The sequence below is a fragment of the Actinoallomurus sp. CA-150999 genome (assembly GCF_050942425.1).
GTDB lineage: Bacteria > Actinomycetota > Actinomycetes > Streptosporangiales > Streptosporangiaceae > Actinoallomurus.
The window spans coordinates 7,253,639-7,279,397 of sequence record NZ_CP192063.1; the positions used below are offsets into that span (position 1 = coordinate 7,253,639).

At 68.8% G+C, this 25,759-nt stretch carries 23 protein-coding genes; 11 read left to right on the forward strand and 12 right to left on the reverse strand.

All coding sequences use genetic code 11. The features are described from left to right. Nucleotide 1 precedes the first annotated feature (1 nt). Both ACQP2O_RS33535 and ACQP2O_RS33540 read left to right on the forward strand, forming a co-directional pair. Nucleotides 2-1,387 carry a hypothetical protein gene (locus tag ACQP2O_RS33535; protein ID WP_433172115.1) on the forward strand — a complete coding sequence of 462 codons (1,386 nt, stop codon included), beginning with the start codon at nucleotides 2-4 and terminating at the stop codon, nucleotides 1,385-1,387. A 13-nt stretch (nucleotides 1,388-1,400) separates the two neighbouring features. Continuing rightward, entirely contained in the window at nucleotides 1,401-2,219 is an 819-nt protein-coding gene (locus ACQP2O_RS33540) for an FkbM family methyltransferase (protein ID WP_433172117.1), read from the forward strand. 12 nt (nucleotides 2,220-2,231) lie between these two features. Here ACQP2O_RS33540 and ACQP2O_RS33545 read toward each other — a convergent pair whose 3' ends face one another. Next, a complete protein-coding gene (locus ACQP2O_RS33545; RefSeq protein ID WP_433172119.1) occupies nucleotides 2,232-4,373 on the reverse strand; it encodes a hypothetical protein in 2,142 nt (713 codons plus the stop codon). Nucleotides 4,374-4,816: 443 nt separating this feature from the next. Between ACQP2O_RS33545 and ACQP2O_RS33550 the strand changes: the two genes are divergently transcribed. After that, on the forward strand, nucleotides 4,817-5,698 hold the full coding sequence (locus ACQP2O_RS33550) for a glycosyltransferase family 2 protein (protein WP_433172120.1): 882 nt from the start codon (nucleotides 4,817-4,819) through the stop codon (nucleotides 5,696-5,698). A gap of 9 nt (nucleotides 5,699-5,707) precedes the next feature. On the opposite strand, the gene ACQP2O_RS33555 is transcribed toward ACQP2O_RS33550, so the two are convergent. Genes ACQP2O_RS33555 through ACQP2O_RS33570 form a run of 4 tightly spaced genes read right to left on the reverse strand, consistent with a single transcriptional unit; the run spans nucleotide 5,708 to nucleotide 9,243 of the window. Further along, entirely contained in the window at nucleotides 5,708-6,631 is a 924-nt protein-coding gene (locus ACQP2O_RS33555) for a sulfotransferase (protein ID WP_433172122.1), read from the reverse strand. A gap of 38 nt (nucleotides 6,632-6,669) precedes the next feature. Then, entirely contained in the window at nucleotides 6,670-7,659 is a 990-nt protein-coding gene (gene rfbB / locus ACQP2O_RS33560) for a dTDP-glucose 4,6-dehydratase (RefSeq protein ID WP_433172124.1), read from the reverse strand. Further along, nucleotides 7,656-8,723: a glucose-1-phosphate thymidylyltransferase gene (locus ACQP2O_RS33565; RefSeq protein ID WP_433172126.1), complete on the reverse strand. Its 1,068-nt coding sequence runs from the start codon at nucleotides 8,721-8,723 to the stop codon at nucleotides 7,656-7,658. The genes rfbB and ACQP2O_RS33565 overlap by 4 nt, the downstream gene beginning before the upstream one ends. A 52-nt stretch (nucleotides 8,724-8,775) precedes the next feature. Continuing rightward, nucleotides 8,776-9,243: a GtrA family protein gene (locus tag ACQP2O_RS33570; RefSeq protein ID WP_433172128.1), complete on the reverse strand. Its 468-nt coding sequence runs from the start codon at nucleotides 9,241-9,243 to the stop codon at nucleotides 8,776-8,778. Between the two features lie 200 nt (nucleotides 9,244-9,443). On the opposite strand from ACQP2O_RS33570, the gene ACQP2O_RS33575 reads away from it, so the two are divergent. Next, the gene (locus ACQP2O_RS33575) at nucleotides 9,444-10,412 is read left to right on the forward strand and encodes a glycosyltransferase family 2 protein (RefSeq protein ID WP_433172130.1); all 969 of its coding nucleotides are present in this window, start codon (nucleotides 9,444-9,446) and stop codon (nucleotides 10,410-10,412) included. Here ACQP2O_RS33575 and rffA read toward each other — a convergent pair. Together rffA and ACQP2O_RS33585 are read right to left on the reverse strand one after the other, a co-directional pair. Then, nucleotides 10,406-11,545, reverse strand: coding sequence for a dTDP-4-amino-4,6-dideoxygalactose transaminase (rffA, locus tag ACQP2O_RS33580; RefSeq protein WP_433172132.1), 1,140 nt, complete (start codon nucleotides 11,543-11,545; stop codon nucleotides 10,406-10,408). The genes ACQP2O_RS33575 and rffA overlap by 7 nt on opposite strands. Continuing rightward, complete coding sequence (locus ACQP2O_RS33585) at nucleotides 11,527-12,459, reverse strand: hypothetical protein (protein WP_433172134.1); 933 nt, start codon at nucleotides 12,457-12,459, stop codon at nucleotides 11,527-11,529. Before ACQP2O_RS33585 ends, rffA begins: the two co-directional genes overlap by 19 nt. 135 nt (nucleotides 12,460-12,594) lie before the next feature. On the opposite strand from ACQP2O_RS33585, the gene ACQP2O_RS33590 reads away from it, so the two are divergent. After that, nucleotides 12,595-13,752, forward strand: coding sequence for a glycosyltransferase (locus ACQP2O_RS33590; RefSeq protein ID WP_433172136.1), 1,158 nt, complete (start codon nucleotides 12,595-12,597; stop codon nucleotides 13,750-13,752). Here the strand turns inward: ACQP2O_RS33590 and ACQP2O_RS33595 are convergent. Next, a complete protein-coding gene (locus ACQP2O_RS33595; RefSeq protein WP_433172138.1) occupies nucleotides 13,740-14,576 on the reverse strand; it encodes a class I SAM-dependent methyltransferase in 837 nt (278 codons plus the stop codon). The two genes, ACQP2O_RS33590 and ACQP2O_RS33595, sit on opposite strands and share 13 nt — an antisense overlap. Continuing rightward, nucleotides 14,569-15,906: an O-antigen ligase family protein gene (locus tag ACQP2O_RS33600; protein WP_433172140.1), complete on the reverse strand. Its 1,338-nt coding sequence runs from the start codon at nucleotides 15,904-15,906 to the stop codon at nucleotides 14,569-14,571. The genes ACQP2O_RS33595 and ACQP2O_RS33600 overlap by 8 nt, the downstream gene beginning before the upstream one ends. Nucleotides 15,907-16,042: 136 nt before the next feature. Here ACQP2O_RS33600 and ACQP2O_RS33605 point away from each other — a divergent pair, with 136 nt between their 5' ends. From ACQP2O_RS33605 to ACQP2O_RS33625, 5 genes are all read left to right on the forward strand, one after another. After that, entirely contained in the window at nucleotides 16,043-17,005 is a 963-nt protein-coding gene (locus ACQP2O_RS33605) for an LCP family protein (RefSeq protein WP_433172142.1), read from the forward strand. Nucleotides 17,006-17,157: 152 nt separating this feature from the next. Further along, on the forward strand, nucleotides 17,158-18,111 hold the full coding sequence (locus tag ACQP2O_RS33610) for an endonuclease/exonuclease/phosphatase family protein (RefSeq protein ID WP_433172146.1): 954 nt from the start codon (nucleotides 17,158-17,160) through the stop codon (nucleotides 18,109-18,111). A gap of 16 nt (nucleotides 18,112-18,127) precedes the next feature. Further along, nucleotides 18,128-18,712 carry a hypothetical protein gene (locus tag ACQP2O_RS33615; RefSeq protein ID WP_433172148.1) on the forward strand — a complete coding sequence of 195 codons (585 nt, stop codon included), beginning with the start codon at nucleotides 18,128-18,130 and terminating at the stop codon, nucleotides 18,710-18,712. 87 nt (nucleotides 18,713-18,799) lie between these two features. Beyond that, a complete protein-coding gene (locus tag ACQP2O_RS33620) occupies nucleotides 18,800-19,981 on the forward strand; it encodes a glycosyltransferase (RefSeq protein ID WP_433172150.1) in 1,182 nt (393 codons plus the stop codon). Continuing rightward, the gene (locus ACQP2O_RS33625) at nucleotides 19,978-20,922 is read left to right on the forward strand and encodes an NAD-dependent epimerase/dehydratase family protein (RefSeq protein ID WP_433172152.1); all 945 of its coding nucleotides are present in this window, start codon (nucleotides 19,978-19,980) and stop codon (nucleotides 20,920-20,922) included. Before ACQP2O_RS33620 ends, ACQP2O_RS33625 begins: the two co-directional genes overlap by 4 nt. Nucleotides 20,923-20,946: 24 nt before the next feature. On the opposite strand, the gene ACQP2O_RS33630 is transcribed toward ACQP2O_RS33625, so the two are convergent. Next, nucleotides 20,947-21,915 (reverse strand): ribonuclease Z, encoded by a 969-nt coding sequence (locus ACQP2O_RS33630; protein WP_433172154.1) that lies wholly within the window; start codon nucleotides 21,913-21,915, stop codon nucleotides 20,947-20,949. Nucleotides 21,916-22,066: 151 nt separating this feature from the next. Between ACQP2O_RS33630 and ACQP2O_RS33635 the strand changes: the two genes are divergently transcribed. Beyond that, on the forward strand, nucleotides 22,067-23,353 hold the full coding sequence (locus ACQP2O_RS33635; protein ID WP_433172156.1) for a nucleotide sugar dehydrogenase: 1,287 nt from the start codon (nucleotides 22,067-22,069) through the stop codon (nucleotides 23,351-23,353). A 35-nt stretch (nucleotides 23,354-23,388) separates the two neighbouring features. On the opposite strand, the gene ACQP2O_RS33640 is transcribed toward ACQP2O_RS33635, so the two are convergent. Both ACQP2O_RS33640 and ACQP2O_RS33645 read right to left on the reverse strand, forming a co-directional pair. Then, nucleotides 23,389-24,048, reverse strand: a complete 660-nt coding sequence (locus tag ACQP2O_RS33640; RefSeq protein ID WP_433172158.1) for a response regulator — start codon at nucleotides 24,046-24,048, stop codon at nucleotides 23,389-23,391. Then, the gene (locus tag ACQP2O_RS33645; RefSeq protein WP_433172160.1) at nucleotides 24,045-25,637 is read right to left on the reverse strand and encodes a sensor histidine kinase; all 1,593 of its coding nucleotides are present in this window, start codon (nucleotides 25,635-25,637) and stop codon (nucleotides 24,045-24,047) included. The genes ACQP2O_RS33640 and ACQP2O_RS33645 overlap by 4 nt, the downstream gene beginning before the upstream one ends. Nucleotides 25,638-25,759 lie beyond the last annotated feature (122 nt).

The following is a 25,759-nucleotide window of genomic DNA, read 5'->3' on the forward strand; positions in this document are numbered from 1 at the left end:
CGTGCTCACTCGTGCCACCCGCCGCGGCGGATGGATCCTCGCCGACCAGATCATCTCGAGTGCGACGAATTTCATGCTGATCATCCTGTCGGCACGACGGATGTCGGCCGCGGCCTTCGGCGAATTCGCCCTGCTCTACGGCTATTACGTGGTCTTTCATCAACTGACCCAGACAACGTTCACCGAGCCACTAATGGTGCGTTTCCCGCGCGACCCCGACTCCGCGCGCCGGGCACTGCGCGACAGCTCGGGAGCCGCGGCGGTGTTCGGACTGATCGGCGCCATCGCGCTGCTCCCGTTGTCCGGCCCGATCCTGGGCGGCATCACCGCTCCGGTCCTGATCCTGGCGGCCTTGCTCCCGGTGCTCCTCATTCAGAGCACTCTGCGGATGGGATTCATCGCCGCCGGCCAGCCCCGCAAGGCCATCGTGAGCGATGCGGCCTGGGGGCTGAGCCAGTGCGTCGCCATGTTCGGCGTGCTGTCGGTGACGACGAAGATGACCTGGGTGTTCCTGTTCTGGGGACTCAGCGGACTGATCGCCACCGTGATCGCGATCGCCCAGGCCCGGGTGCTGCCGCGCGTCGCCTCCGCGCCCGCCTGGCTCCGTGAGTACGGCGATCTCGCACGTCCGTACCTGGTCGAAGGCGTGGTGCTGACGATCTGCTCCTACGGGACGCTGATCGTGGTCGGCCGGATCGCGGGCCTGGCGGCCGTCGGCGCGCTGCGGGCCGCGGATACGGTCTTCGGCCCGGCCGCCGTGGCGATCAACGCGGGCCGAGTGATCGCCATCACCGAACTGTCACGGCTGCTCGCCGGCCGGCCGGACCGGCTCGGCCAGGGAACCCTCCTGGTCACCGTGGGACTCGGAACCGTCGGCGCCGCCTCGGGAGTGCTGGCGATGCTGTTGCCGGCGAGCGTCGGCGCTTCGTTGTTCGGCAGGTCATGGCAGCTCATGGCTCCCCTGCTGCCGGCGCAGACGATCTATCGCATCGCGCAGGGCGCGGTGCTGGGGCCGGCGGGAGCGCTGCGCGCTCTCCAGGCGATACGCCCACTGTTCATATTCAGGCTGGCCACGGCGGTCGCCCTCGTCGGCGCAGCCGCCATGGGCGCCGCTCTCGCGGGGGCTCAGGGAGCCGCGGCGGGTCTCGCCGCCACGATGGCGCTGTCCTGCCTGTACGGGGCGGTGCTGTACGCGAGACATCGGCCGCAGACGACCGCCCGACCACTCGGTCGGCGACACCGGCCGGCCGTGCCCGCCGAAGACCTCGGCACAGTCGACTATCAGGGGGTTGACAAGCATCGTGCGCAGGCAAATCGCTCGCCAGACTCTCAAGGTTTCCCGGAAACTGTTCAGGCGAACGCGCGTTCAGGATCTGACGATCACTAAACGCATCCAGAGGATGGTGTACGAGTTCGGCTGTTCCGCGAATGGTGATGACGTCGCGACGGTATACCGCGGGCTGAACCTGACCGGCCCGGCACGCGACTTCTCGATCATTCACCAGCTGTTCGCCGGTTATTACGAAGAGGTCGAGATCGCCCTTTTCGAGCGCCTGGCGACCCGCAGCAATATGATCATCGACATCGGCGCCAACATCGGCCTCTACTCCTGTGTCGGCGCAGCCAACCTTCCAGAGGGCGGCCATCTGGTCGCGTTCGAACCCGTACCGGAGAACGTCGCCTATCTGCGGGGAAACCTCGCCCGAAACGGCCTCCTGGAGAAGGTCACCGTCAAGGCGGCGGCGGTCGGCGAGAAGCCCGGTTCCGCGACGATGTACCTCGCGCGGGGAATCGGCCATCATTCCATCGGTGCCGGTAACGCGCTGGGATGGTCCAACTCGACGTCGGTCCCCGTGGTCTCACTCGATTCGTATCTGGCGGACTATGAAATCGGTACGCCCGACCTCATCAAGATCGACGCCGAAGGATACGACGGATTCGTACTTCGAGGCGCCCGGAAGACGCTGAGCCTCTCCCCGACACTACTGATCGAATACAGTCCGCACGGCCTGGAGAATTGCGGCTTCTCGCCGTACGAACTCCTCGACGTCATCTTCGCCAATTATCACCACGTGTTCCTCGTTCATGAGATCAGGATGCGCGCCTGCACGAAGCAGGACGTCCTTAGTATCGGCATGAAAGAGGGCCTCGGGGCGAACCTTCTGGCGACCAACAACGATAGCCATCTGGCAGTCGCGAACATGATGCTCGACGCATAGGATGTATACGTCTCACCTCGTGATCTCGTAGACAGCGCACTGACCCGCCACGTAGCGCAGGCGCGCGAATCGCTCGAGCCCGGGAGCGGGCCGGTCAAAGCCTCTGTCGACGAAGAGCCAGCGCACACCGTACGTCCGGCGTAGTCGCCGAACCGTCTCGAGTGAGGGCTGGTGGAAGACGGCTTCGTTGTCCATCAGCCGCCGAGGGTCCCAGAAGGGCACTGACTCGTCGGGAATGTGCCGCCTCACGCCCTCCGCATGCGACCTCGCGCTGAAGCGCCAACTCTCCACCAGGACGCGTCGCTCCGTATACGCCGATACGGCGAAGCGCCGGTCGTCGCAGCCGTTGCCGGCGGCGCAGACCGCGTTCGTGGCGACAAGGTCATCGGGACGCGAATGATCCCGCAGCCAACGCCCGGCCTCGAGCGTCCCCGCGCCCATCGTCGCCGTCGTCGGGTCTCGGGGAGTGCCATGCCAGAGTTGCCGGACGTGGAGCAGCGTCGCGGGCAGGATGAGCCCGGCGACGAAGGCGAGCGCCACCACCGGCGATAGCGACCGCAGGCCTGGACGCCGGCGTCCGGCGAGCACCAGGACCAGCACGCACCCGACGCCGATCACCATCAGCGCGAGGAACGGGCCGAGAATCCGCGGCACTGCGTCGCCCGCGGTCGGCCTGGTGTTGCCCGCCAGTCCGCGGACCGCCAAGACCGCAGCGACCCCACCGGCTGCGGCGCCCAGAAGCAGGATTCCCGATCTACGGCCGAGCCCCTCCGGGATCACGGCCGTGAGCCCGTAGACGGACGCCAGGGACATGCAGGGCATCACGCCGCTGAGGAAGAACAGCTGAGAGTTCCCGGGGAAGCGCAGAATGGTCGCGACGGCGATCCCGGCCGCGCTGATTCCCAGAAGCAGGAGGATCGGCGGGTCACACAACGCCCTTCGCCGGAGGGCCAGGCAGAATGCGCCTCCCCAGACAAAGACCCGGCCGAGAATGCTCACCAGCGCCGCGACCGCCAGCAACGCCTGCGGAGGATCGGACCTCCAGGCGGCCGCCTCGGCCACCGTGCCGAAGATCGACCCGGGGTGGAGGACCACGCCGTCGGAGGTCCCGCCGAACAGCACCAGTTGGGCGATCAGCAGGGCGGGGACCGTGGTCAGGAGCGCCACCAGCGCCGGTCGGTGCAGACGCCGTCGCGCGATGACCGTCCCGGCCAGCACGATGAGAAGGCCCACGATGAGCATCGGGAGGAAGGTCGCCTTCGCCCCCATCACCCCCATGAGCAGGATGACGAACAGGGTCCACGGCCCCGCTCCCGACCTCGGCCGGCGAAGGAGGTCGATGAGCAGCAGAATGACGGGCGCGAAGATCATCGCCCCGAATCCTTGCGTCGGGCTTCGCCATGGAACGTCATCGCGCACCAGGAGGTCGACGCCCAAGGAGGGCCCCCAGGAGTACACGCTCGGCGCCCATGCCAGACAGCTGATCGCCAGCGCGACCATCCCGGGCCACCACCGGTCGGTCAGGCGCCGCGCGGCCGCGAACAGCAGTACGAGCGACGTCGCCAGGATCGGCAGCATGAACAGCCGGTACAGCAGCGTCTGCGGCTCGATGCCGGTGACCCAACTCGTGGCCGCCATGTCCGCGTAGACGAACCAGTGATAGAAGAGCGGCTCACCGGCCACGGACGGCGCTTCCGGCGGCATATGGTGCTTGAGTTCACCGATGAGGCCCAGGTGGTACGGCATGTCGATATAGGGCGTCGCATATCCCGGCCACACCAGCCCGTGCTGACGGCAGAACGCCGACCCGATCGACAGTACGACGAACCCGACCAGTGCCGCGAGAGCCCAGGAACAGACAGCCGGGACCTGCCTGATGGGTCCCGTTCTTCGCCAGTGCCGCCGCAGTGCCGGTACGGCGAGAAAAGCGATGACCGTTGCGACCGGCCACGCGAGCACGAACAAAGGATGCCCCGCCCACCGTGCGGCCGTATAAACGAGCACGGTGATCGCCTGTCCGAGGACCGTCCCGGCCGCCACCTCTTCGGCGACGAATCGCGCACCACCTCGAAAGGCGCGCCACAGCAGCAGCCCCGGCACGGTGGAACCCAGAGCGATAAAGGCGCCGAAGAACGCCGTTTCACGGAGGGGCACGCCATAATGCCGCAAAAGCGCGAAAGCGATCGCGACCACGAGCACCGCGGGGACCCAGCCTGATCGTAGCGCTTTGGCCGTCCATCGTGTCGGCCGTTCGGTCCCGATCGGCATCGTCATCTGAGCTGCCGGCGGCGCCTGCGCCATGACCATCTCCTCGCTGGTTCACCGTAAAAAAAGAAGCGTAGCGACTAGCAAGGTAACAAGATCCGAACGACAGTCACGCAAAAAGTGAGGCAATGGGATTGTCGTTCTCGGTAATATCTGAACGCCGCCGCCACCGCGACAATCCGGAGTGATCGGCACAGCCGACGCGACACTCCCATACCGATGGACCGTCATGCTGCAACCACTACCGCAGAGCAGCTCCATATGATGGGCCGCAAGAAAGAGATGGCTCTTTAGAACTTACCGTTGATCCGGATGAATTGAACAACAGTGACATGGACTCAGAACCGAAATTCGCTGTCGTCGTGACCACGATCGGGCGCCCCAAACTGCTGGACCACCTGCTGGCGTCCATCCACGCGCAGACGCTCAGACCCAGCGAGGTGGTCGTCGTCGACCAGAGCAGCGACGACGGCACACGCACCGTGGTCGCCTCATGGGCGGACCGGCTCCCGGTGCGTCGTCTGACCTCGGCACGAGGCGCATCGGTCGGACGCAACGTAGGTGTCGCGGACCTGGGGGACTACGATTTCGTCGCGTTTCCGGACGACGACACCAGCTATCTACCCGAGACGCTCGCGCAGGCCGCGGCGGTCCTCACGCGTTCTCCATCGGCGGGCGGGGTCTCCGGCCGCTCGGTCGGCACCCCGGGCCGACCGGCTCAGCTCACCTCGTTCGCCGACCGGCAGATGCCGCTGAACCATCGGACGGTGTGGACGAGCGCCATCGAGCACACGGTCTTTCTCAGGCGCGAATTCCTCCGCGCCGTGGGCGGTTTCGACGAAGAACTCGGGGTCGGCGCCGCCTCGCCCTGGCAGTCGGGAGAGGGGACGGACCTGCTTCTTCGTGGTCTGAAGGCCGGCTGGACGATTCTGTTCGACCCCCAGATCATCATCGTCGAGTACAACCCCGAGGCGCCGTCACCGGGTGAACGCGCCTACCACGTCAAGGCCCGGCGCTATGCGCGCGGCACCGGACGCGTGTACCGGGCCCACCACGGCCTCGGCCTCCGGATCAGAGTGGTCTTCCGCCCTGTCGCGGCAGCGGCGTTGAGCGTCGCCGGCGGACGCTGGGCCATGGCCATGTGGTATCTCCAGCGGGCCATCGGCCGCGTCGAAGGATTGACGGGGCTCGTCCTGCGCGGGCCGAGAGAGTAGAACCCCTTCTCAGCCGCGGGAGTAGCGGCGGAGCAATGGGTACGTGAGCGCGGAGACCAGCAGACGGTCGGCCGGGGGAAGCTGAGTGCGCCAGGCATCGTCGAGGCGAAGGGAGACGCGACCGGTCTGCGCACGCATCGGATTCCCGCCGATACTGTGCCCGGTGTCCAGCACAGCGTGATCATCGGACAGGAATCCCATTACCGACTCATCGCCCGACAGACCCGCGAAGGACATCACCTCACGAAGGACCCCGACAGGATCGTCGATGAGGCGTTCATAGGTGAGCATGCGGGTCGATACCCCTTTTCTGCCCAGAATCTCCAAAGCGAGGTTCTGAACGATCCAGTTGATTGAGGTATCCATCGGGGACGCCGTGCCCAGGGTTGCGCCCCGGACGGAATCCACCCGCAGCACGTTCTTCGTGCAAGAATACGCAACGCCACGGCTGTCGCGAATTATGTGAACCAGCTTCATGTCGACGTCGGCATACATGCCGAGACAGCAGGCCAACGGTGCCCGCTTGCTCGAATCGACGACGACCCGCGCTCCACTTACTTCGAGTGCGGCCGTGTAGATCCTGGCGTAGTAAGAGGCGTAGGCGGCGGCCGTCTTCGGGATCACGCCCGAGCGCTTGCCTTTGAGCAACGCCGGAAGAAAGCGGACCCGGTCGATCGCTCCGCGAAGTCGCTGCATTTCATGCAGATCAATCGCGCCCCAGCCGCCGAACGCCCGTTCGCCTATCTCCTTCCAGAAGACACAGGAAGAGATCAGCTCCCCACAGGTGCATAGATCGCCGTTCTTGAGTCCGGAATCCCAGAGGTTGCAGACCTCCCCCAGCGAGACGACATCGGGCAACTGACCGAGGAGGCGATGCAGGAGTGTGGTTCCACTTCGGGAGACGCCACCCACGAAGATGACACGGGGATGCATACCGATCCTTTCGCCGAGCTCGCCCTCACGACTAGGAGTTAACGGACCGCTGGATGTGCCGCCTCAATGAGCGGCCGCCAGAAGTCCTCATTGTCCGCGTACCAGCGCACGACGGCCGCGAGCCCCTCGTCGAAATCGACCTCGGGTCGATAGCCGAGGCCTCGGATCTTCGTCGTGTCGATCGAGTACCGGCGATCGTGCCCCGGACGGTCTGCGACGCACTCGACCATGTCCCAGCCCTCCCCCACCGCCTCGAGCAACCTGCCGACGAGTTCGAGGTTGGTGAGCTCGGTACCACCGCCGATGTTGTACGTCTCGCCCGCCGATCCCTTCTCCAGTACCAGCTGGATGCCACGGCAGTGATCGTCGACGTGCAGCCACTCACGGACGTTTCGACCGTCGCCGTACAATGGGATCTTTCGTCCATCGAGCAGGTTCGCGATGGACAGCGGGATGATCTTTTCGGGATACTGCCGCGGCCCGTAGTTATTCGAGCAGCGAGTAATTCGGACGTCCAGCCCGTAGGTGCGGTTAAAGGCACGACAGAGCAGGTCGGCGCCCGCTTTAGCAGCGGAGTAGGGCGAGTTGGGCAGCAACGGCTCGGTCTCCCGCCAGGCTCCATCATCGATCGATCCGTACACCTCGTCGGTGGAGACCTGCACGAACGTCCGGACCCCGTATTCGAGTGCCGCCTGCAGCAGCCGTCCGGTCCCCAGGACGTTCGTCGTCACGAAGTCGCCGGCGTCGTCGATCGACCGGTCGACGTGCGACTCCGCGGCGAAATTGACGATCACGTCATGGCCGGGAACGACTTCCTTGAGAAGTGAGCGATCGGCGATGTCACCACGGATGAAGGTGAACTGCGGATGGCCCGCCACGGATGCGAGGTTGGCGAGGTTACCGGCGTAGGTGAGCTTGTCCAGCACCGTGACATCCGCGTCCTCCCATCCGGGGTGGCCGCGACGAAGCAATGCGCGAACATAGTGCGATCCGATGAATCCAGCACCGCCGGTGACGAAGAACCTCATATGCGCAGTTGGACCTTACTGTGATCACCGACCATCAGGCGGTGGGCATTGGGCGCGTGAACGGCACGCGTCACCTCGACGTCCCGGCCGATCAGGGAGTACTCGATTCGCGGCACGCCCTGGATCGTCGAGCCGCCGAGGACGATGGAGTACTCGATCTCGGCGTCTTCGATGACGCACTCATCCGCGATGGACGTGAACGGACCGATGTAGGAGCGGAGCACCTTGGTTCCGGCCCCGATGACGATCGGTCCGCGGAGCACCGAATCCTCGACCACCGCTTCCGGGTGGACCACGACCCTGCCGTCGATCTCCGATCGGCCCGCCACCACGCCGGCCAGGTCCGGCTCGACCTTCTCGAGCAGAATACGGTTGCATTCCAGGATGTCCTGGAGCCGGCCGGTGTCCTTCCAGTAACCGGTGACGATGTGCGAGTGGACACGATGTCCCTGGTCGATCAGCCACTGGACCGCGTCCGTGATCTCAAGCTCACCGCGCGCCGAGGGCTCGATCGCGCGCACCGCCTCGTGTATCGCCGCCGTGAACGCGTACACGCCGACGATCGCCAGATCGCTTCTCGGCAGTGCGGGCTTCTCCTGCAGGCTGATGATGCGACCGTCCGGGTCGAGTTCGGCGACGCCGTAGAACTGCGGCTCGGCGACCTTGCTCAGCAACAGTTGCGCCGTGTAACCGCCGGTGCGGAACTCCTGAAGGAGGTTCGAGATGCCGCCGACGAGGAAGTTGTCGCCGAGGTACACGATGAAGTCGTCGTCGCCGAGGAAGTCCTTCGCGATGAGCACGCAGTGTGCGAGCCCGAGTGGCGCCTTCTGCGGGATATAAGTGATGTCCAGCCCGAAGCGCGACCCATCACCGACCGCCGCACGCACCTCGTTCCCGGTGTCACCGATGACGATCCCGACGTCGGTGATACCGGCCTCGCAGATCGCGTCCAGGCCGTAGAAAAGCACTGGCCGGTTGGCGACCGGGACGAGTTGCTTCGCCGACGTATGAGTGAGGGGACGCAGGCGAGTACCGCGTCCCCCGGCGAGCACCAGTGCCTTCATCGTTGTGCTGCTTTCACGAGCCCCCCCGAGTCCGCGCGTCATGCAAATGATCTCATGGGTGGGACCGCGACCCGGCGGACACGGCTTCTTTTTGGGAACGTTTACCGACGGGGTATGAGGTTGATACTCGCGACGCTCGGAATGTCCAGAAACGCTGCACTGGATAAGCCACGACCGGGCTCCAGAGCGCGGTGACGATCTGCGCCACCGGCACCGGGAGCCTCGCGACCTCGACGAGTGACACGAGAGAGACGACCGAGAGGAGCAGAACCGCCGCACAGGCAAGGTAAAACCGGATCAACCCCGCTATCCACGGCCCGGTCGCGTGAAACACCACGACACGATACGCCGGGTAGACGGCGAGCACCGTCAGGGCCTGCGCGCCGATCGCCACCAGTGGATATGGCACGACATGCCGGAGCACCAGCCACCCACCGGAAAATAGTACAAAGTGCAATACCGCAGTGATCGCTCCGGCGATAAGATACTTCACCTGTTGACGGCGGACAATATTGGACATTGACACCATGCGCTCTATCCACCCCCGAAGACACACGCCATACAGCTTTCCCACCTGCCGTGGGGAGCAGGAAAATAGAGAGGTCTATTAACGACATCGATTCGGTCAATTTCTCTACCGCCTGTAGTAGATACGCGCCGAAGCTGGAAATGCTGCACTGAGATTTCTGATCCGGCCTGTGACCAGTCCGTGAGGTGCGCATGTTCGTGTCCGTCGTAGTCCCGTGTTACCGGTCGGCAGAGATGCTGCCGGAGCTGGTCACCCGGCTCTCCGCCGTCCTTCCCGGCGCGGCCATCGAGCATGAGATCGTGCTGGTCGTCGACGGCAGTCCGGACGACACGTGGGACGTCGCCGCCGCTCTGGCGCGCCGTCACCGGGAAGTGCGGGCCATCCAGCTGGCACGCAACTACGGCCAGCACAACGCGCTGATCGCCGGCATACGCGCCGCCCGCCACGACGTCATCGTGACGATGGACGACGATCTGCAGCACCCGCCCGAGGAGGTGCCCCGGCTACTCGCCGCGCTCACCGACGAGGTCGATCTGGTGTACGCACGCCCGCGGGAGGAGGAGCACGGGGTGGCGCGCAGCCTCGCGTCGCAGCTGGTGAAGGTCTCCCTCGCCGGCCCGTTCGGCATCCACGGTGCCCGGCACATCAGTGCCTTCCGGGCGTTCCGCGCGTTCCTCCGCAACGGTTTCGACGGTCTCACCGGCCCCCACGTCTCGATCGACGTGGCGCTCTCCTGGGCGACCACCCGCATCACGTGCGTCGACGTGCGGATGGAGCAGCGCAGGTCCGGCCGCTCCGGCTACACCCTGCGCGCACTGCTGCGCCACGCCGTCAACATGCTCGTCGGGTACAGCACGACACCGCTGCGGTTCGTCACCTACCTCGGCGCTGGAGTCGGCGCGTTCGGGCTGCTCCTCTGCGGCCTGGTGTTGTGCTGCTACTTCACCGGGGAGACCACCGTCGCGGGTTTCACCAGCCTCGCCTCCATGATCGCGCTGTTCTCGAGCGCGCAGTTGCTCGGCATCGGAGTGGTGGGTGAGTATCTCGGCCGGGTGCACGCCGGCGGCATGGGCCGCCCCACGTACGTCGTCCGTACCGAGGTCGGCCCGGCGGCCTCCGACGAGGCCGCCGACCTCCGATCCGACGTCCTCTCTCAGTAGGAGATGACGGCGTCGATGATGCGCCGCAGTTCGTCATCGCTCATCGCGGCGAACAGGGGAAGCCGCACGAGCCGGTCGGCGGCGTCCTCGGTGACCGGACATCCGCCCGGCGCCGCGCGTCCGTACCGCAGTCCCCCGGGCGTGGTGTGCAACGGCTGATAATGGAATGCCGCCCGCACCCCTCGCTCGCCGAGATGGCGCAGGAACGCCTGGCGGTGGGCCAGATCGGGCAGCAGCAGGTAATACAGGTGAGCCGGATGGTCTCGGTCGACGGGTACGGTCGGCCGCCGCACCTCACGCCGCTTGGCCCAGTCGGCCACCCCCTCGTCATAGGCCGCCCAGACCCGGTGCCGCCGGGCCTGGATGTCGTCGATCGCCTCGAGCTGTGCGACGAGGAAGGCGGCCAGCAGATCGGAGGGCAGGTAGCTCGAACCGATGTCGATCCACCGGTATTTGTCCACCATCCCGCGGAAGAACTGGGCGCGGTTGGTGCCCTTCTCCCGGATGATCTCAGCGCGTTCGACGAGCCCGGGGTCGTTCAGGACGAGCGCACCGCCCTCCCCGCACTGAACGTTCTTCGTGGCGTGGAAGCTCTGGGTGGCCATCGCACCGAACGACCCCAGCGGTCGGCCGCGGTAACGGGCACAGAGCCCGTGTGCGTTGTCCTCCACCACGGCCAGGCCGTACCGCTCGGCGATCGCCATGATGGCGTCCATCTCACAGGCCACGCCGGCGTAGTGCATGACCACGATCGCGCGCGTCCGTTCCGTGATCGCCGCCTCGACCCGCCGCTCGTCCAGGTTGAGCGTGTCCGGACGGCAGTCGGCGAAGACCGGGACCGCGCCGCGCAGCGCGAAGGCGGTGGCGGTCGAGGTGAAGGTGAACGACGGCATGACGACCTCGTCACCGGGGGCGATGCCGAGGAGCAGGGCACTCATCTCCAGCGCGTGCGTGCACGAGGTCGTCAGCAGGGCCGAGGAGGCCCCGATGAGCTCGGCGATCAGCGCGTTCGCTCGTCTCGTGAACGGCCCGTCCCCCTCCAGAGCACCACCGGCCATGGCCCGCACCAGATATTCCTGCTCCGCTCCGGCGACGTAGGGGCGATTGAACGGAATCACGGTAGTCTCTGGCAAAGTCCCACCACCTTGTCTCGACCGGCTCTCAGCAGGCCCCGCCGGATAATGTGGACGGTGAAAACGCTGAGCACCGGCTTGAAGCCGTAGTCCGCCCAGCGACGCTGCACTCGGATGTTCCGGCTCTGGGTGGAGATGACGACGCTTTCGATTCCGCGTGACGCCGCTCGATCCTCCATTCCGGCGAGCAGGTGGAGGTAGAGCCCGGCGTTCTGGGCACCCGATACCACTCCGCCGAGCGCGATCTCGGCGACGCCGCCCGCCTCCCCGTAGGTGACGAACCCGAGCATCCCGGATTCGTGGTCTCGGTTCTCGGCGTTTCGGATGGCGACGACGCCGCTCGTGATCTCCCGGCGGGCCCATTCCTGATAGCCCGCGAGCACCAGCGCCGGATCGAACAGTGGATTGGCGAGGTAGTGGTTGCCGTAGTCACGGAAGGCTCCGGCGATCATGGCGTCCATCTCCGCCGCGCTCACGGCGTCGACGATCTCGAGACCGCGCGGCAGCGGAGGAGGGCGTCGTCCCTGGCCAGTGGCCAGTTTCCAGCCGACGAGGTTGTCGGCGACGATGGCCGTCCGGTCGAGTTCCGCCAGGGCCGCGAACCAGCTCATGCGATCGGCCGGATAACGCAGCACCACGACATCCGCCGTGGAGGCATTGATCGCGTCGAGTACGTCCTCGAGCGTCGCCGCCGACGCCACGGATACGGAGATCCGATCGACGGCGATACCGAATCGGGCCGAGTCGTACGGAGACGGCCCGGCGACCACGCCCGGCGCAAAGGCGACATCGTGCCAGCTCATGGGATGCCTCCGCCATATCACCGTCGCGCTAATTCCATCGGCCGGTCTTCCACTTACAACGATATCCAGACCGGATGAACGACATTCAAGTCGCCGTTCGACCATCAGCATCGACTTTTCTAAAATATTCTTTGAGAATCCGACCGTCGCCGTTCATGCCTGATGCAATACCGCCTCGACACGGACAATTGAGTGAGAGGCAGACGGCGAAGGTCGGCGGAAAATCGTCGTCTTATCATCACGACCATGATGGCGCGGGCCGATGCCGGCGGGGCGTCGGCCCCGTTGGAGCGTGTGTGCCTGCTGATCGGCCAACTCGGCCTCGGCGGCACCGAGAAGCAGGTCGCCCTGCTCGCCGAGGGTCTGCGCGCACGGGGCGTCGACACGAGCGTGCTGGTGATGTTCGAGGGAGGTCCCCACGAGGACACCCTGCGCACCGCCGGTGTCCCCGTCGTCCACCTCGGGTTCCAGCGCCGCTCCGCAGGTTGGCGGATGCCGTCGGACAACGCGGCGGCGCTCCTCCGGCTGGTCGGCCGCCTGCGCCGGACACGGCCCGACGTGCTGCACGCGTTCCTCTTCCACAGCCACGTGACGGCCGCCGCGGTCGCACGGCCGGCGGGCGTCCCGGTGCTCGTGGCTGGCCGCCGAAGCCTCGGGGATTTCAAGCGGGGCCGCCCGCTGGTGTCGGCCCTGGACGCTGCGGCAACGCGCGTGACCGACCATCTCATCGCGAATGCGCGGGCCGTCGCCGACGACGCGTTGCGGGACAGGGGCGTCACGACGGAGAAGCTCACGATCGTACGGAACGGTCTGCCCGGCGCCGCCTTCGAGCCGATGCCTCCCGCTCCCCTCGCCGCCCGGCTTCCGGTCGTGCTCTGCGTGGCCAACCTCATCGCGTACAAGGGCCACCGGCACCTCCTCGAGGCCATGGCACGACTGCGGGCGCGCGGGGTCCCCTGCACACTCGCGCTGGCCGGCGACGGGCCCGAGCGGGCGGCGCTGCGGCGTCAGGCGACGCGGCTCGACGTCGACGTCCGCTTCCTCGGTACGCGAACCGACATCGGACGGCTGCTGGCGCGGTGCGACGTCGTGGCTCTCGCCTCACTTCAGGAAGGCATGAGCAACGCCGTCATGGAGGCGATGGCGGCGGGACGCCCGGTCGTCGCGACGGAGGTCGGAGGCACCGGCGAGTTGCTCCGCGGCTGCGGCGTACTGGTGCCGCCGGCCGACCCCCAGGCGCTGGCGGACGGGATCGCACGGGTGATCGGGGATCCGGCGTTCGCCGCCGAGCTCGGGCTGAGGGCACGCGCGTGGAGCGAGGCGCACCTGAGCGACGACGTCATGGTCGACGAGCACGTGCGCGTCTACCGCGAACTGCTCGGCCTGGTCCGTCAACCGTCGTGAGGCCGTTCGAAGACGTACTCGTTGCACCCGAGGCCGCCTCCGCAGGTCGTCATGTGGCGCAGTTCGAAGCCCCGGGAGCGCAGGAACCCGAACACCTGCTCAGGCCTGGCCACGTCGAAGGGGAACCCACCGACCCAATCGACGAGGTCGTGCCAGGCGGACATGCCCCGTGGCCGTACCCGCCGGTCCGGCGCGCCGGCGTCGCAGGAGGCCGCGCGCAGGAGCCGGCGCAGCGGAGCGTTCCGGGCGAGGTAGGCGGCGCTCGCCGCGAGGAGAAGCCGCCGTACCAGCGGACCGGACCTGTTGTAGCGCCGTTTCACCCGCCACCACATCCGGCTCCGTGGCCCTTGGTCGTTGTACACCGAGATGTAGATGAGGCCGCCCGGGACGACCAGGCGGGACGTGGCGTCGATCGCAGCCCACAGGTCGCCCGTATGGTGCAGCACGCCCCAGGCGTAGACGACGTCGAAGGTGCCCAGGCGCTCGACGAACCGGTCGTCGAGGATGGACCCCTGCCCGATGTCCCAGTCGCTGCCCGGCGCGAACCGCCTGCGCAACTCGGCGGCGGCCGCCACCGACTCGGGATCGAAATCGAAGGCGCGGACCCGCGCCCCGAGCCGTTGGGCGGCCAGCGAGAAGAGCCCGCTGCCGCACCCCACGTCGAGAAAGGTACGGCCGGTCAGATCGGCGACCTTCAGGGGATCGCGGACGGCGTGGACGGCGGCGGCGATCCTCGTGTCATCGACGAGTTCGATGAAGGAACGCCAGTTCGCGCCGAATCGGAACCGGTCGTCCCTCCGGGCGTCGGCTCGGACGTCAGGCACGTGGCTCCGCCCCTTCTCGTGGTGATCCGATGATCGAGGTCGCTTCTCGTCTCCGCCCGAGCGCCCGAGCCGCGTCGGCCACCAGCGCCCTCGTGGTGAGCCCCCGGCTGGGCCGGGCGGCCAGGAGGCACCCCATCGAGACCCAGAAGGGCGCGCTGACGACCAGATTCGCCAGCGGGTTGGAGAGCAGGAGAATCACCCCGTACATGAGCACGACGGCGCGCAGCAGCGCCAGGTCGCCGGCCTGTCGCCGCCCCAGGCCGAGCCAGAGCAGGACGACGAACACGACCAACGTGATGACGCCCGCCTCGGCGGCCAGCCGCAGATATTCGTCATGGGTCGCGAGGTAGACGCCGAGGTCTGGGGAGCGCTGGGCATAGCCGGGGAACGTCGAGAGACCGATCCCCCGCACCGGATGCTCGATGGTCACCCGTATGGCGAACTCCGCCACTCTCTTGCGCAGACCGTTGCTGAGGCTCAGATCGGTGATCGACCGGCCACCGGCGCCCAGGTTCTCGATATGCCGTCCCATCGGCCGGAGCATCCCCCCGGCCGCCGCAGCGGTCGTGGCCGTGGCGACGCCGGAGATCAGAATGATCTGGAGGAGCCGCGAGCAGCCCTGGAGCAGGACGATGGCGACGCCGATGACGGCCGCCAGGGACGCGCTCCGTGAGTGCGTCGCGGAGAGCGCGATGCCGCAGACGGCCGCGGGCACGAGCCATCGCGGATTACGGGCGTACCGCACGAGCCCCACGGCGGTGACGAACGGGATGGCGAGGAGAAAGCCGAGGTAGTTCGGGTTGCAGCCGAGCCCTTCGAGACGCACGTTGTCGAAGCCGCCGCGGACGAGGACGTACGCCGCGGCGGCCGCACCCGACAGCGTGATCACGCGCGCGACCTGCCGGGGATGCGGCGAGGTGACGACGCCGACGCCCAGCAGCGCCAGCCCCGCCAGGATTCCCACGAGGTCGAAGAGCCGGGCGAGCTGCGCGTGCGGCATCGCGCTCAACGACCGCAGGAGGTCGACGGCCCGATACCGCTGCCCTGGCGGCGCCGGCACCGCCGCCGACGGAAAGGCGAAGCTCACGACCAGCAGGCCGGCGAGGAGCACCGTCCAGAGGTAGGTGTGCCGCACCGGCACGACGCCGAGAAGGACCGACGCGGCGGCGAGCGCCGCCGACACGGCGATCGCGCCGACGACGGCGAGCCGGCCGTCGGTGGACGTGCCCGCGCCGAGCATGCTCAGCGGGACCAGGAGAAGGACCAGCGTCGCCGGTCGGCAGAGGTCCCGGAGGCCCGCGGCCGAAGCGTGGTCCGTCCGCCCGTGCACTCTCGTTCCCCCCGACGTTCCTGGTGTTTCGCTCGACCGGCTCGCACAGTGCGCACAGATATAACTACGGACAGTAGCAGCAGCTGATCCACCGGACGCTGCACGCGTCGATGACGAGTGGAAGGAACGCCGCACCATGAACCCTGACGCACCGCCGCGGGGGCCGAGGGCGTGGCTCCCCAGGTACGGCGGGCGGCGCTGGCCGTACGCCGTGCTCGACGTCCTCCTGGTGGGCCTGCTGGCGTCATGCCTCATCGCCGAAGCGAGCCTCGGCCGGATCGACGCGACCGCGCCCTATCCCCTCAAACCCACGTGGGGACTCGGCGAGGACTGGCTCCTGGTCACCCACGACGACCTACCGGAACGCCACTCGTTGACCGGCACCGGCGGGCGCCGCATCGACACGGCGATGGAGCTTCACCTCCGCCACGACGGCGGCAGACCGCTGCTCGTCAGCCTGCCGTTGCGCACCACCGCCACGATCGCCGGTTACGGCGCCGCCTCTCTCGGCACGGCCTACGACCGGGGCGGGCCGCGACTGTTGATCCGCGGGGTCGAGAGCATCATCCACGTCAGCGTCGACCACTATGTCGAGATCGGTCTCGGCGGTCTGGTCTCGCTGGCCGACGCGGTCGGTGGGGTGCGAATCTGTGCGGACGAGCCGACCCGGGTCGCCGCGCCACGGGCATCCGCGAACTGCTCCACCATCTCCGGCAACCGGGCGCTGGACTATCTGCGCGACGGCAACCTCCCCCACGCCCACCCGGGCCCGGCCGAACGCCGGCGGAGGCTCCTCGCCGCGGTGATCGAGAAGGCGACGAGTCCCGAAGCGGCGCTCGAGCCGGCGCGGACCATCGCGTTCGTCAGGACGGCCCTCGCCGTCGTCACGGTCGACAGGGGCAACCACCTGTACGACCTCGTCCGCCTCGCGCTGGCACTGTGCGACGGCGCCGTCACCGCGAAGACGATCCCGACGGTGAACGGCGCCTGGCTGCCCGGTGTCGGCCGGATCGTCGGGTGGGACCCCAAGACGATGGCGGAGCTCGTCCCCTCGCTCGTCGTCGACCGCCCAGAGCCCAAAGGCCTGATCCCCGGCTAGCGGCTGCGAGGCACAGCGGCCCATGACTGTTACCCTGAGCGACGGCTCGTCGCGCAGCGTCAGATTTCGACAGTTCCAGCCCAGAGGAGAGACGGGGGTCTCCCATGAACACGACCGCAGTGGGCTCGCCCGAGACAACGGCGCGCTCACGCATGCGTGACCTTCTCCATCGGCCGCTGACCTGGCTGATCGTCATCTGTGCGGGCTGGGCGGTCGCCCGTCTCGTCGGCGTCGACAGGGCGCCGATTCTGGCCGGGCTGCTCGTCCCGATCCTGACCTTCACCCCGTATGTCGCCGTCATCTCGGTCGTCCTCGTCGTCCTCGCTCTGGCGCTCCGTCGCTGGAAGGCCTTCGGTGTCGCGCTGGCGGTGTCGGCGGCGTTCGCCGCCGCCGTGCTTCCCCGCGCCGTCGGTGCTGCCGCGCCCGTGGCCGGAGGCCCGGTGCTGCGGGTTCTCACCGCCAATCTCCGTCTCGGGCAGGCGAACCCCCACGCCCTCGTCGGGCTCGTGCGCCGCACGCACGCGGATCTACTGAGCATGCAGGAGTTCACGGCCCAGGCCGGCGCCGCCTTCGAGCGGGCGGGGTTGGGGCACCTCCTGCCCTACAAGATCACCACACCGCTCGGGAGCGCGCTGGGATCGGCCCTGTACGCACGCTGGCCGCTCCACCCTCGCCCGATGTTCCAGGTACACCTCGTCGGGCTCGCGATACCCCATGCGGAGATGGACGTCCCCCGAGGACCTCGCGTGGAGGTGATGGCCGTGCACCTCGCGCACCCGATGAATCCGTCCGGAGTCGGGCAGTGGAATCGCGCCTTCGGCCTCCTCCCCACGGGACAGCGACAGGGCCCCGTACGGATCCTGGCGGGTGATTTCAACGCCACGCTCGATCACACGTCCATGCGGCGGCTGATCGGCGAGGGGTACGTCGACGCCGCGTACGAGACCGGAAACGGGTTGATCCCGACCTTCCGGCAGTGGTGGGTGCCGCCGATCACCCTCGATCACGTGCTCGCCGACACGCGGTGCGGGGTGCGGCGGGTGAAGGTGTACGACCTGCCCGGCAGCGACCACCGCGCCGTGTTCGCGGAACTCCGGCTGCCGTGATCGCCGAGGACGCCACATGAGACCCGAGCGATTCCACCTGCTGTTCGTCTGCACGGCCAACATCTGCCGGTCTCCCATGGCCGCGGAGCTCACTCGGCTCAGGCTCGGGGCCGCTGCGCGATCCGGGGACATCCTCGTGAGCAGCGCCGGAACCCATGGGCACGATGGAGCCGACATGGATCCGGACGCCGCCGCCGTGCTCCACTCCCTGGGTGGCGAGACGGCCGGCTTCGCCGCGCGGACCGTCACCGTGCCGCTGCTGTCCACGGCCGATCTCGTCCTCACCGCGGAGCGCCGGCACCGCGCGGCCGTGGCGGCCCTCCACCCCTCGGCGCACGGCACGATGTTCACGATCCTGGAGTTCGCCCGGCTCGTCCGCCGGATCAGCCCGGATCGGCTCGTCGGCGAGGACATCGCGACCCGCGCGGAGTCACTCGTCCGGGAGGCGGCTCGCATGCGTGGCATGTCTCCGCCCGGTCCGCCGGACGAGGACATCGCCGATCCGTACCAGGGCCCCGTCGAGGACTACCGTGCCTGCGCGACGGCGATCCAAGGGGCACTCGACCTGCCACTACGGCGCATCCTGACCGGACCGCCGTGACGTGGCGGAATCTTTAGCAACGCCAGATTGTGCGCACGGCGAGTTGCGGCTACGTACTCTCCGTGATCGATTCGGCGCGGGGGGCACATGGTGACTGACAATCGGATCAGAGTGATGCGGGTCATCACCCGGATGAACGTCGGTGGTCCGGCGCTTCAGGCGGTGGAGCTCATGCGGGGTCTCGACGCCGAGCTCTTCGATCAGCGCCTCTACACGGGGGCGGTCGGACCAGGCGAGGCCGACTACCTGGACCTTCGTGCCCCCGACGTCACTCCGTTCCGGAGTCCCGCACTCGGGCGTTCGATCCGGCCGGGAGACGACGCCCGCGCCATCGCCGCGCTCGTCACCGAGATGCGCCGGTTCCGGCCGCACATCGTCCACACCCATACCGCGAAGGCCGGTCTGCTGGGCCGGGCCGCCGCCGTGCTGACGCGCGTGCCCGCACGCGTGCACACGCACCACGGGCACCTGCTGCACGGCTACTTCTCCCCCGCCAAGACACGACTGGTGGTGGCCGCCGAGCGGGCTTCGGCCGCGATGACGGACCGGCTCGTCGCCGTCGGCGCTCGGGTCCGCGACGAGCTGATCGCCGCCGGGGTCGGCCGCCCGGAGCAGTATGTCGTGGTGCCGCCGGGTGCCGCGCTCGGCCCGCTTCCCGGCCGCGCCGCGGCCCGGATGGCGCTGGGGATCCCCCGCGACGGCCTGGTCGTCGCGTACGTGGGCCGGTTGACCCGGGTCAAGCGGCCGGACCGGCTGGTGGGCGTGGCCCGCCAGGTGCGCCGCCTCCAGCCCGATGCCCGGTTCATCGTCTGCGGGGGCGGTGACGCCATGCCGGAGGTCGAGGCCGCCGCCAAGACCTCCCAGGGCAAGTTCACGCTGCTCGGCTGGCGTGCCGACGTCGAGACGGTGTACGCGGCCGCCGACCTGGTGATCCTCACATCCGACAACGAGGGCATGCCGGTCTCTCTCATCGAGGCCGGGCTGGCCGGGCTGCCCTGCGTCGCGACCCACGTGGGAAGCGTCGCCGAGGTGGTACGGCACGAGGAGACCGGGCTGCTCGCGCGCTGCGACACACACGAGCTCACCTGTCACATCGTGCGGCTGCTCCGGGACGAACCGCTGCGCCGCAAGATGGGCGACGAGGCGCGCGCGTGGACGACGCGACGGTTCGGCCCGCAACGGCTGGTGTCCGACATCGGGGAGATCTACGCGTCGATCGCCGAGGCGCGAGGCTGGTGGCCCGCCCGCGCGAAAGAGGTGGTCCGGTGAGGATCGTGGTGACCGGCGGCGCCGGTTTCATCGGCGGCAATCTGTGCCGGGAGCTCACGGCGCGGCCGGGCGTCGACAAGGTCGTCGCCCTCGACGACCTCAGCACCGGCCGTATCGAGAACCTCGAGGGCTCCGGGGCGGAGCTCATCAAGGGCAGCATCCTGGACCAAGGGCTGCTGGCCGAGGTCGTGGCCGACGCGGACACGGTCGTGCATCTCGCCGCCCGCCCGTCGATCCCGCGTTCGCTGGCGGCGCCGGTGGCGAGCCACCACGCCAACGCCACCGGCACGCTCCTCCTCCTCGAGGCGTGCCGCCGGAGTTCGGTGCACGTGGTCGCCGCCTCCTCATCGTCGGTCTACGGGGCGACGCCGGACCTGCCGAAGCACGAGGATCTGCCCACGCGTCCGCTCAACCCCTACGGTGCGAGCAAGCTCGCCGCCGAGGCGTACGTCCTGGCGTACGCCGCCAGCTTCGGGCTGCCCGTCCTGGCTCTGCGTTTCTTCAACGTCTACGGCCCTCTGCAATCGGCCGGACACGCCTACTCGGCGGTGATACCGAGGTTCATCGACGCCGCATTACACGGCGAACCGCTGGTCGTCCACGGGGACGGCCTGCAGACGCGCGACTTCACGTACGTCGGCACGGTCGTGGCGATGCTCGCCGACGCGGCTCTTCACCGGGTGACCAGCGCACGGCCGGTGAACCTCGCGTTCGGTACCCGGGTGTCGATCCTCGAACTCACGGAGCGGCTGTCCGCCCAGCTGGGCCGGCCGGTGGAACTCGTGCACGCCCCGCCACGTCCCGGAGACGTACGCGACTCGCAGGCCGCCGACACGCGGCTCCGCCGTCTCTTCCCCGGCGTCGAAGCGGTCCCGCTGGAGACCGGGCTCGAGCGGACGATCGCGTGGTTCCGCGACCGGACGGCCTCCCCACTCCCCTGACGCCCGGTGCCGTACGTGAGGGCTTCAGACAGAGGCGGTCTCGGAGCCGGAGGTCGGCTCGAGCCGGCGGCGTGGCGGCACAGGCACCCGGTCGAGGTCCTGCGCGAGCACGATGTCGCCGCCGAACGCGGCGGCCGCCTCGTCGGCGAACCGCAGCTGATCCTCGGCGGGGTACCGCTCGGAGAAGTGAGTGAGGACCAGGCGCCGCACCCCGCACTTCGCGGCGATCTCGCCTGCCTGCGCGGCGGTGAGATGCCCGTATTCGGCCGCCAGCCGGGCGTCCGCCCCCAGAAAGGTGGATTCGATGACCAGGAGGTCGACGCCGTCGGCGAGCCGCATGATGGCGTCGCAGATCCGGGTGTCCATGATGAAGGCGGCCTTCTGCCCAGGGCGGGGCACACTGCACTCGGCCCGCGTGACCGTACGGCCGTCCGGAGCGGTCACCCGTCCGACGCGTTGCAGCTCCCCGACCAGTGGGCCGCCGAGCCGGTACTCGGTGAGCTTCTCGGGCAGCATGGTGAAGCCGTCCGGCTCCACGAGGCGGTAACCGTAGGACTCGACAGGGTGCGAGAGCCGGCGCGCGGTCAGGGCGAACGGCGCGTCCGCGGTGTCGATCGACGCCTCGTCACCGGCGATCGGCTGTTCGGTGACGACGTCCGTGTCGGCGAACACCGCCGCGTGGCGAAGCCGCCGCCAATAGACGTCGCCGCTCGCCGGGAACACCGCGCGTACGGGATGTTGGACCCCGTCGCGGGCGATCCGCTGGATCACCCCGGGCACGCCGAGGCAGTGGTCGCCGTGGAAGTGCGTCAGGCAGATCCACCGGATGTCGTGCGCGCTCACGCCGGCGTTCAGCATCTGCCGCTGCGTGCCCTCGCCGGGGTCGAACATGATGCCGTGACCGTCCCAGCGCAGCAGGTAGCCGTTGTGGTTCCGGGCCCGGGTGGGCACGGCGCTGGCGGTGCCGAGGATGACGAGATCGCGCGTTGACATGGTCCCATCATGCTCATCCACGGCCAGGTTGACGGCCGGACCGGCCACCCGGATCCGTCGGCCGGGCGGGAGGCGTGTCGATCAGCAGCACTGCGGATCATCACGATTAGCATGCATACGCTGACCGTAGGTAATGCTCCAGTGAGGCGCGATGAACCAGCCACGGGACGATCGGGCGGTCGAATGGGACCTCGCCGTGATCGGGCTCGGCTACGTCGGGATGCCGATCGTCCGTGAGGTGTCGCGGAGCGGGATGCGCGTGGTCGGGGTCGACGTCGACGAACGCCTCGTCGACCGCCTGAACTCTGGCATCTCCCATGTCGACGACATCTCCGACGGGGAGGTCGCCGGGCTCGTCGCCCAGGGGTTCCGTGCGACGGCCGATCACGAGGTGCTGGCCGGGGCCGGCACCGTGCTCATCTGCGTTCCCACGCCTCTCGACCGCGACCGGCGCCCCGATCTGAGCGCCGTGGTCGGAGCCGCGGAGATGATCGCCGGGCGACTGTCGCCGGGCACGCTCGTCGTCCTGGAATCGACGACCTGGCCGGGCACGACGGAGGAGGTCGTGCGGCCGCTGCTGGAGAAGAGCGGGCTCACCGCGGGCATCGACTTCCACCTGGCCTACTCGCCGGAGCGCATCGACCCGGGCAATCCCATCTTCGGCCTGCGCAACACGCCGAAGATCGTCGGTGGGCTCACGCCCGCCTGCCTCGACCGGGCGGCGTCCTTCTACGGCAAGTTCGTGGAGCAGATCGTGCCGGTCCGCGGCACCCGCGAGGCCGAGATGGCCAAGCTGCTGGAGAACACCTACCGTCAGGTCAACATCGGCCTGGTCAACGAGATCGCGATGTTCTGCGACGAGCTCGGGATCGACGTCTGGGAGACCATCACGGCGGCGGCCACCAAGCCGTTCGGCTACGAGGCGTTCCGGCCCGGTCCCGGCGTCGGGGGGCACTGCATCCCGATCGACCCGAGCTACCTGTCGCATCGCGTGCGGCGGCTCGGCTACCAGTTCCAGTTCGCCGAGCTGGCCCAGCAGATCAACGACCGGATGCCCGGTTACGTCGCCGAGCGCGCCGCGCGGCTGCTGCACCGGCATGGGCGCTGCGTCAGCGAAGCGGGCATCGCGCTGCTCGGCGTGACCTACAAGCCGGACGTCGCCGACGACCGCGAGTCGCCGGCCCGCCCGCTGGCCCGCCGACTGCACGCCTCGGGAGCGAGGATCCGCTACGTCGACCCGCTCGTGGACGAGTGGTCGGTCGACGGGGTGGAGGTGACGCGCTGCGCGGACCTGGACGCCGCGCTGGAGGGCGCGGACCTCGCCATCCTCCTGCAGCCGCACCGGGCCTTCGACCTGGACCTGATCACGGCCCGGGCCCGCCTGCTGCTGGACACCCGCGGGGTGCTGCCGATCTCGGACCACGTCGAACGCCTCTGACCACCGCGGGCAGCGTGCCGCCCTAAGCCGCACGGTCAGCGGGCGCGCCAGTCGTACTGGTGCTCGGGGCGGCCCGTGGTGCCGTACCTCAGGGTGACGTGCGCTCGCCCCGCCTGGGCGAGCGAGGCGAGGTACCGCTGGGCGGTCGCCCGGGAGATGCCGACCTCGTCGGAGATCTCGGCGGCCGACCTCGGCTCCCCGGCCCGCTGCAGGGCCTCGGCGACCAGCCGCGCGGTGACCGAGGACTGTCCCTTGGCGGGCCGCGGCTCGCCGCGGGGGACGGCGTGCAGGGCGCGGATCGCGCGGTCCACGTCGGTCTGGGTGAGCTCCTCGGCCGTCGTGAGGTGTTCGCGATAACGAGCGTAGGCCTGCAATCGGTGGCGCAGCTCCTGGGCGGTGAACGGCTTGATCAGGTAGTGCAGCGCGCCCTTGGAGAATGCGGTGCGGACCGACTCGGGGTCGGTCGCGGCGGTGGCCATGATGACGTCGGCGTCCAGTTCGGGCAGCAGCGAGAGCCCGGACTCGTCGGGCAGGTAGACGTCGAGCAGCACCAGGTCGACCTCTGCCGCGCCGGCCCGGGCGTCGGCGGCGGTGTGCGCCCGCCCGGCCACGCGGAACCCGGGGACCAGCTCGACGAATCCGGCGTGGATCTGCGCCACCCGGAAGTCGTCGTCGACGACCAGCACGTTGATCACTGCAATACCTCCGGGAGGCTCGCGACGAACACGGCGCCGACGCCGTCGGGGCCGGGGTCGGCGATGGTGACGTCGCCGCCGCGGCCCCGCGCGGCCTGGCGGGCGAGGGCCAGGCCCATGCCGCGCGGCCGGCCGGGCTCGGGCTCGCGGGTGGACACGCCGTCGCGGAAGACGGCCTCTCTGAGCTCCTTCGGCACGCCCTCTCCCGAGTCCGCGACGGTGACGTGCAGGTCGGCCCCGTCGCCGAGCAGCTCGACCTCCACGCGCCCCGGGCGGCTGCCGAGCCGCGCCGCCTCGATGGCGTTCTCGACCAGATTGCCGAGGACGGTGGTCACGTCGAGCGGGTCCACGACCCGCCCCGGCACCCAGCTCGTCTCGGCGATCTCCAGGGAGACGCCCTTCTCGGCCGCGACGGCGGCCTTGGCGGCGAGGAAGGCCTGGAGGTACGGATCGGGGACGGAGTCCGGAGGTGCCTCCCGCGCGGCCGGAACCTCGGCGAGCGTCTGGATGTAGCCGGCCGCCTCCTCGTAGTGGCCGAGCTGGAGGAGACCGGACAGGGTGTGCATGCGGTTGGCGTACTCGTGCCGTTGCGCGCGCAGCGCGTCGAACAGGGCGCGCACGGCGTCGAGCTCCCGGGCGAGTGACTCGACGTCCGTACGGTCCCGCAGCGTGATCACCGTGCCGAGCAGGCGCCCGTCGTGCCGGACCTCCCGCCGGTTGACGACGAGGACGCGCTCACCGGCGAGGACGAAGAGGTTGCTCGCGTCCTCCTCGCCGTCGAGCACCGACCTGAGCCGTCCGCGTACGGGCAGGTCGGCGACGGGTTCTCCGCGGTCGGGAGTAACGCCGAGCAGGCGGGCCGCCTCGGCGTTGCAGGCCGTCACCCGGTTGGCGGCGTCGACCGCGAGCACTCCCTCGTTGATGCCGTGCAGCACGGCCGCGCGCTCCTGGACCATCTCGGCCAGCTCGTACGGTTCGAGGCCGAGCGTCTGGCGTTTGAGCCGCCGCCCGATCGCGACCGACCCGGCCACGCCGAGCACGACGGCGGCCGCGGCGACCAGGGCGGCGACGGCCATCGTGCGGTGCACCCGCTGGTCGATCTCGTCCGCGTCGAACCCGACGCTGACCTCGCCGACCAGGGCTCCGGTGTGGTCGCGCAGCGGGACCTTCCCGCGCGCGGACAGGCCGAGGGTGCCGCGCTCGATGACCTTCACCTCCCGGCCGGACAGCGCGGCCGAGGGGTCCGTGCTGACCCGTTTGCCGATCTGCGAGCGGGTGGGGTGGGCGAGGCGGATGCCGTTCCGGTCGGTCACCACGACGAACAGCGCGCCGGTGGCGAGCCGCACGCGTTCGGCCCGGTCCTCGACGACGCCGTTCGGGTCGCTTCCGGTCGCGGCGGTGTCGCCGATCACCGGATCGGCGGCCACCGACCGGGCGAGCGTGAGCGCCCGCGAGGCGTACTGGTTGCGCAGCTCGTCCCGCTGCATCCACGCGGCCAGCCCGTACCCGACCAGCGCGACGAGCACGACCACGCTGATCTGCAAGATCAGCACCTGGTGCGCGAAGCGGATCCGGATCCCGGGCGACATGACGTGCACGGTAGCCGAAACCGCGCCGTCGGCTCCCACCCCGCGTGAGCAAAACGCGGAAAACGCCGCTAAGGCCAATAAGCTCCGGAAACACGGCTTGCGATTACATCGCGAGCAAGGCT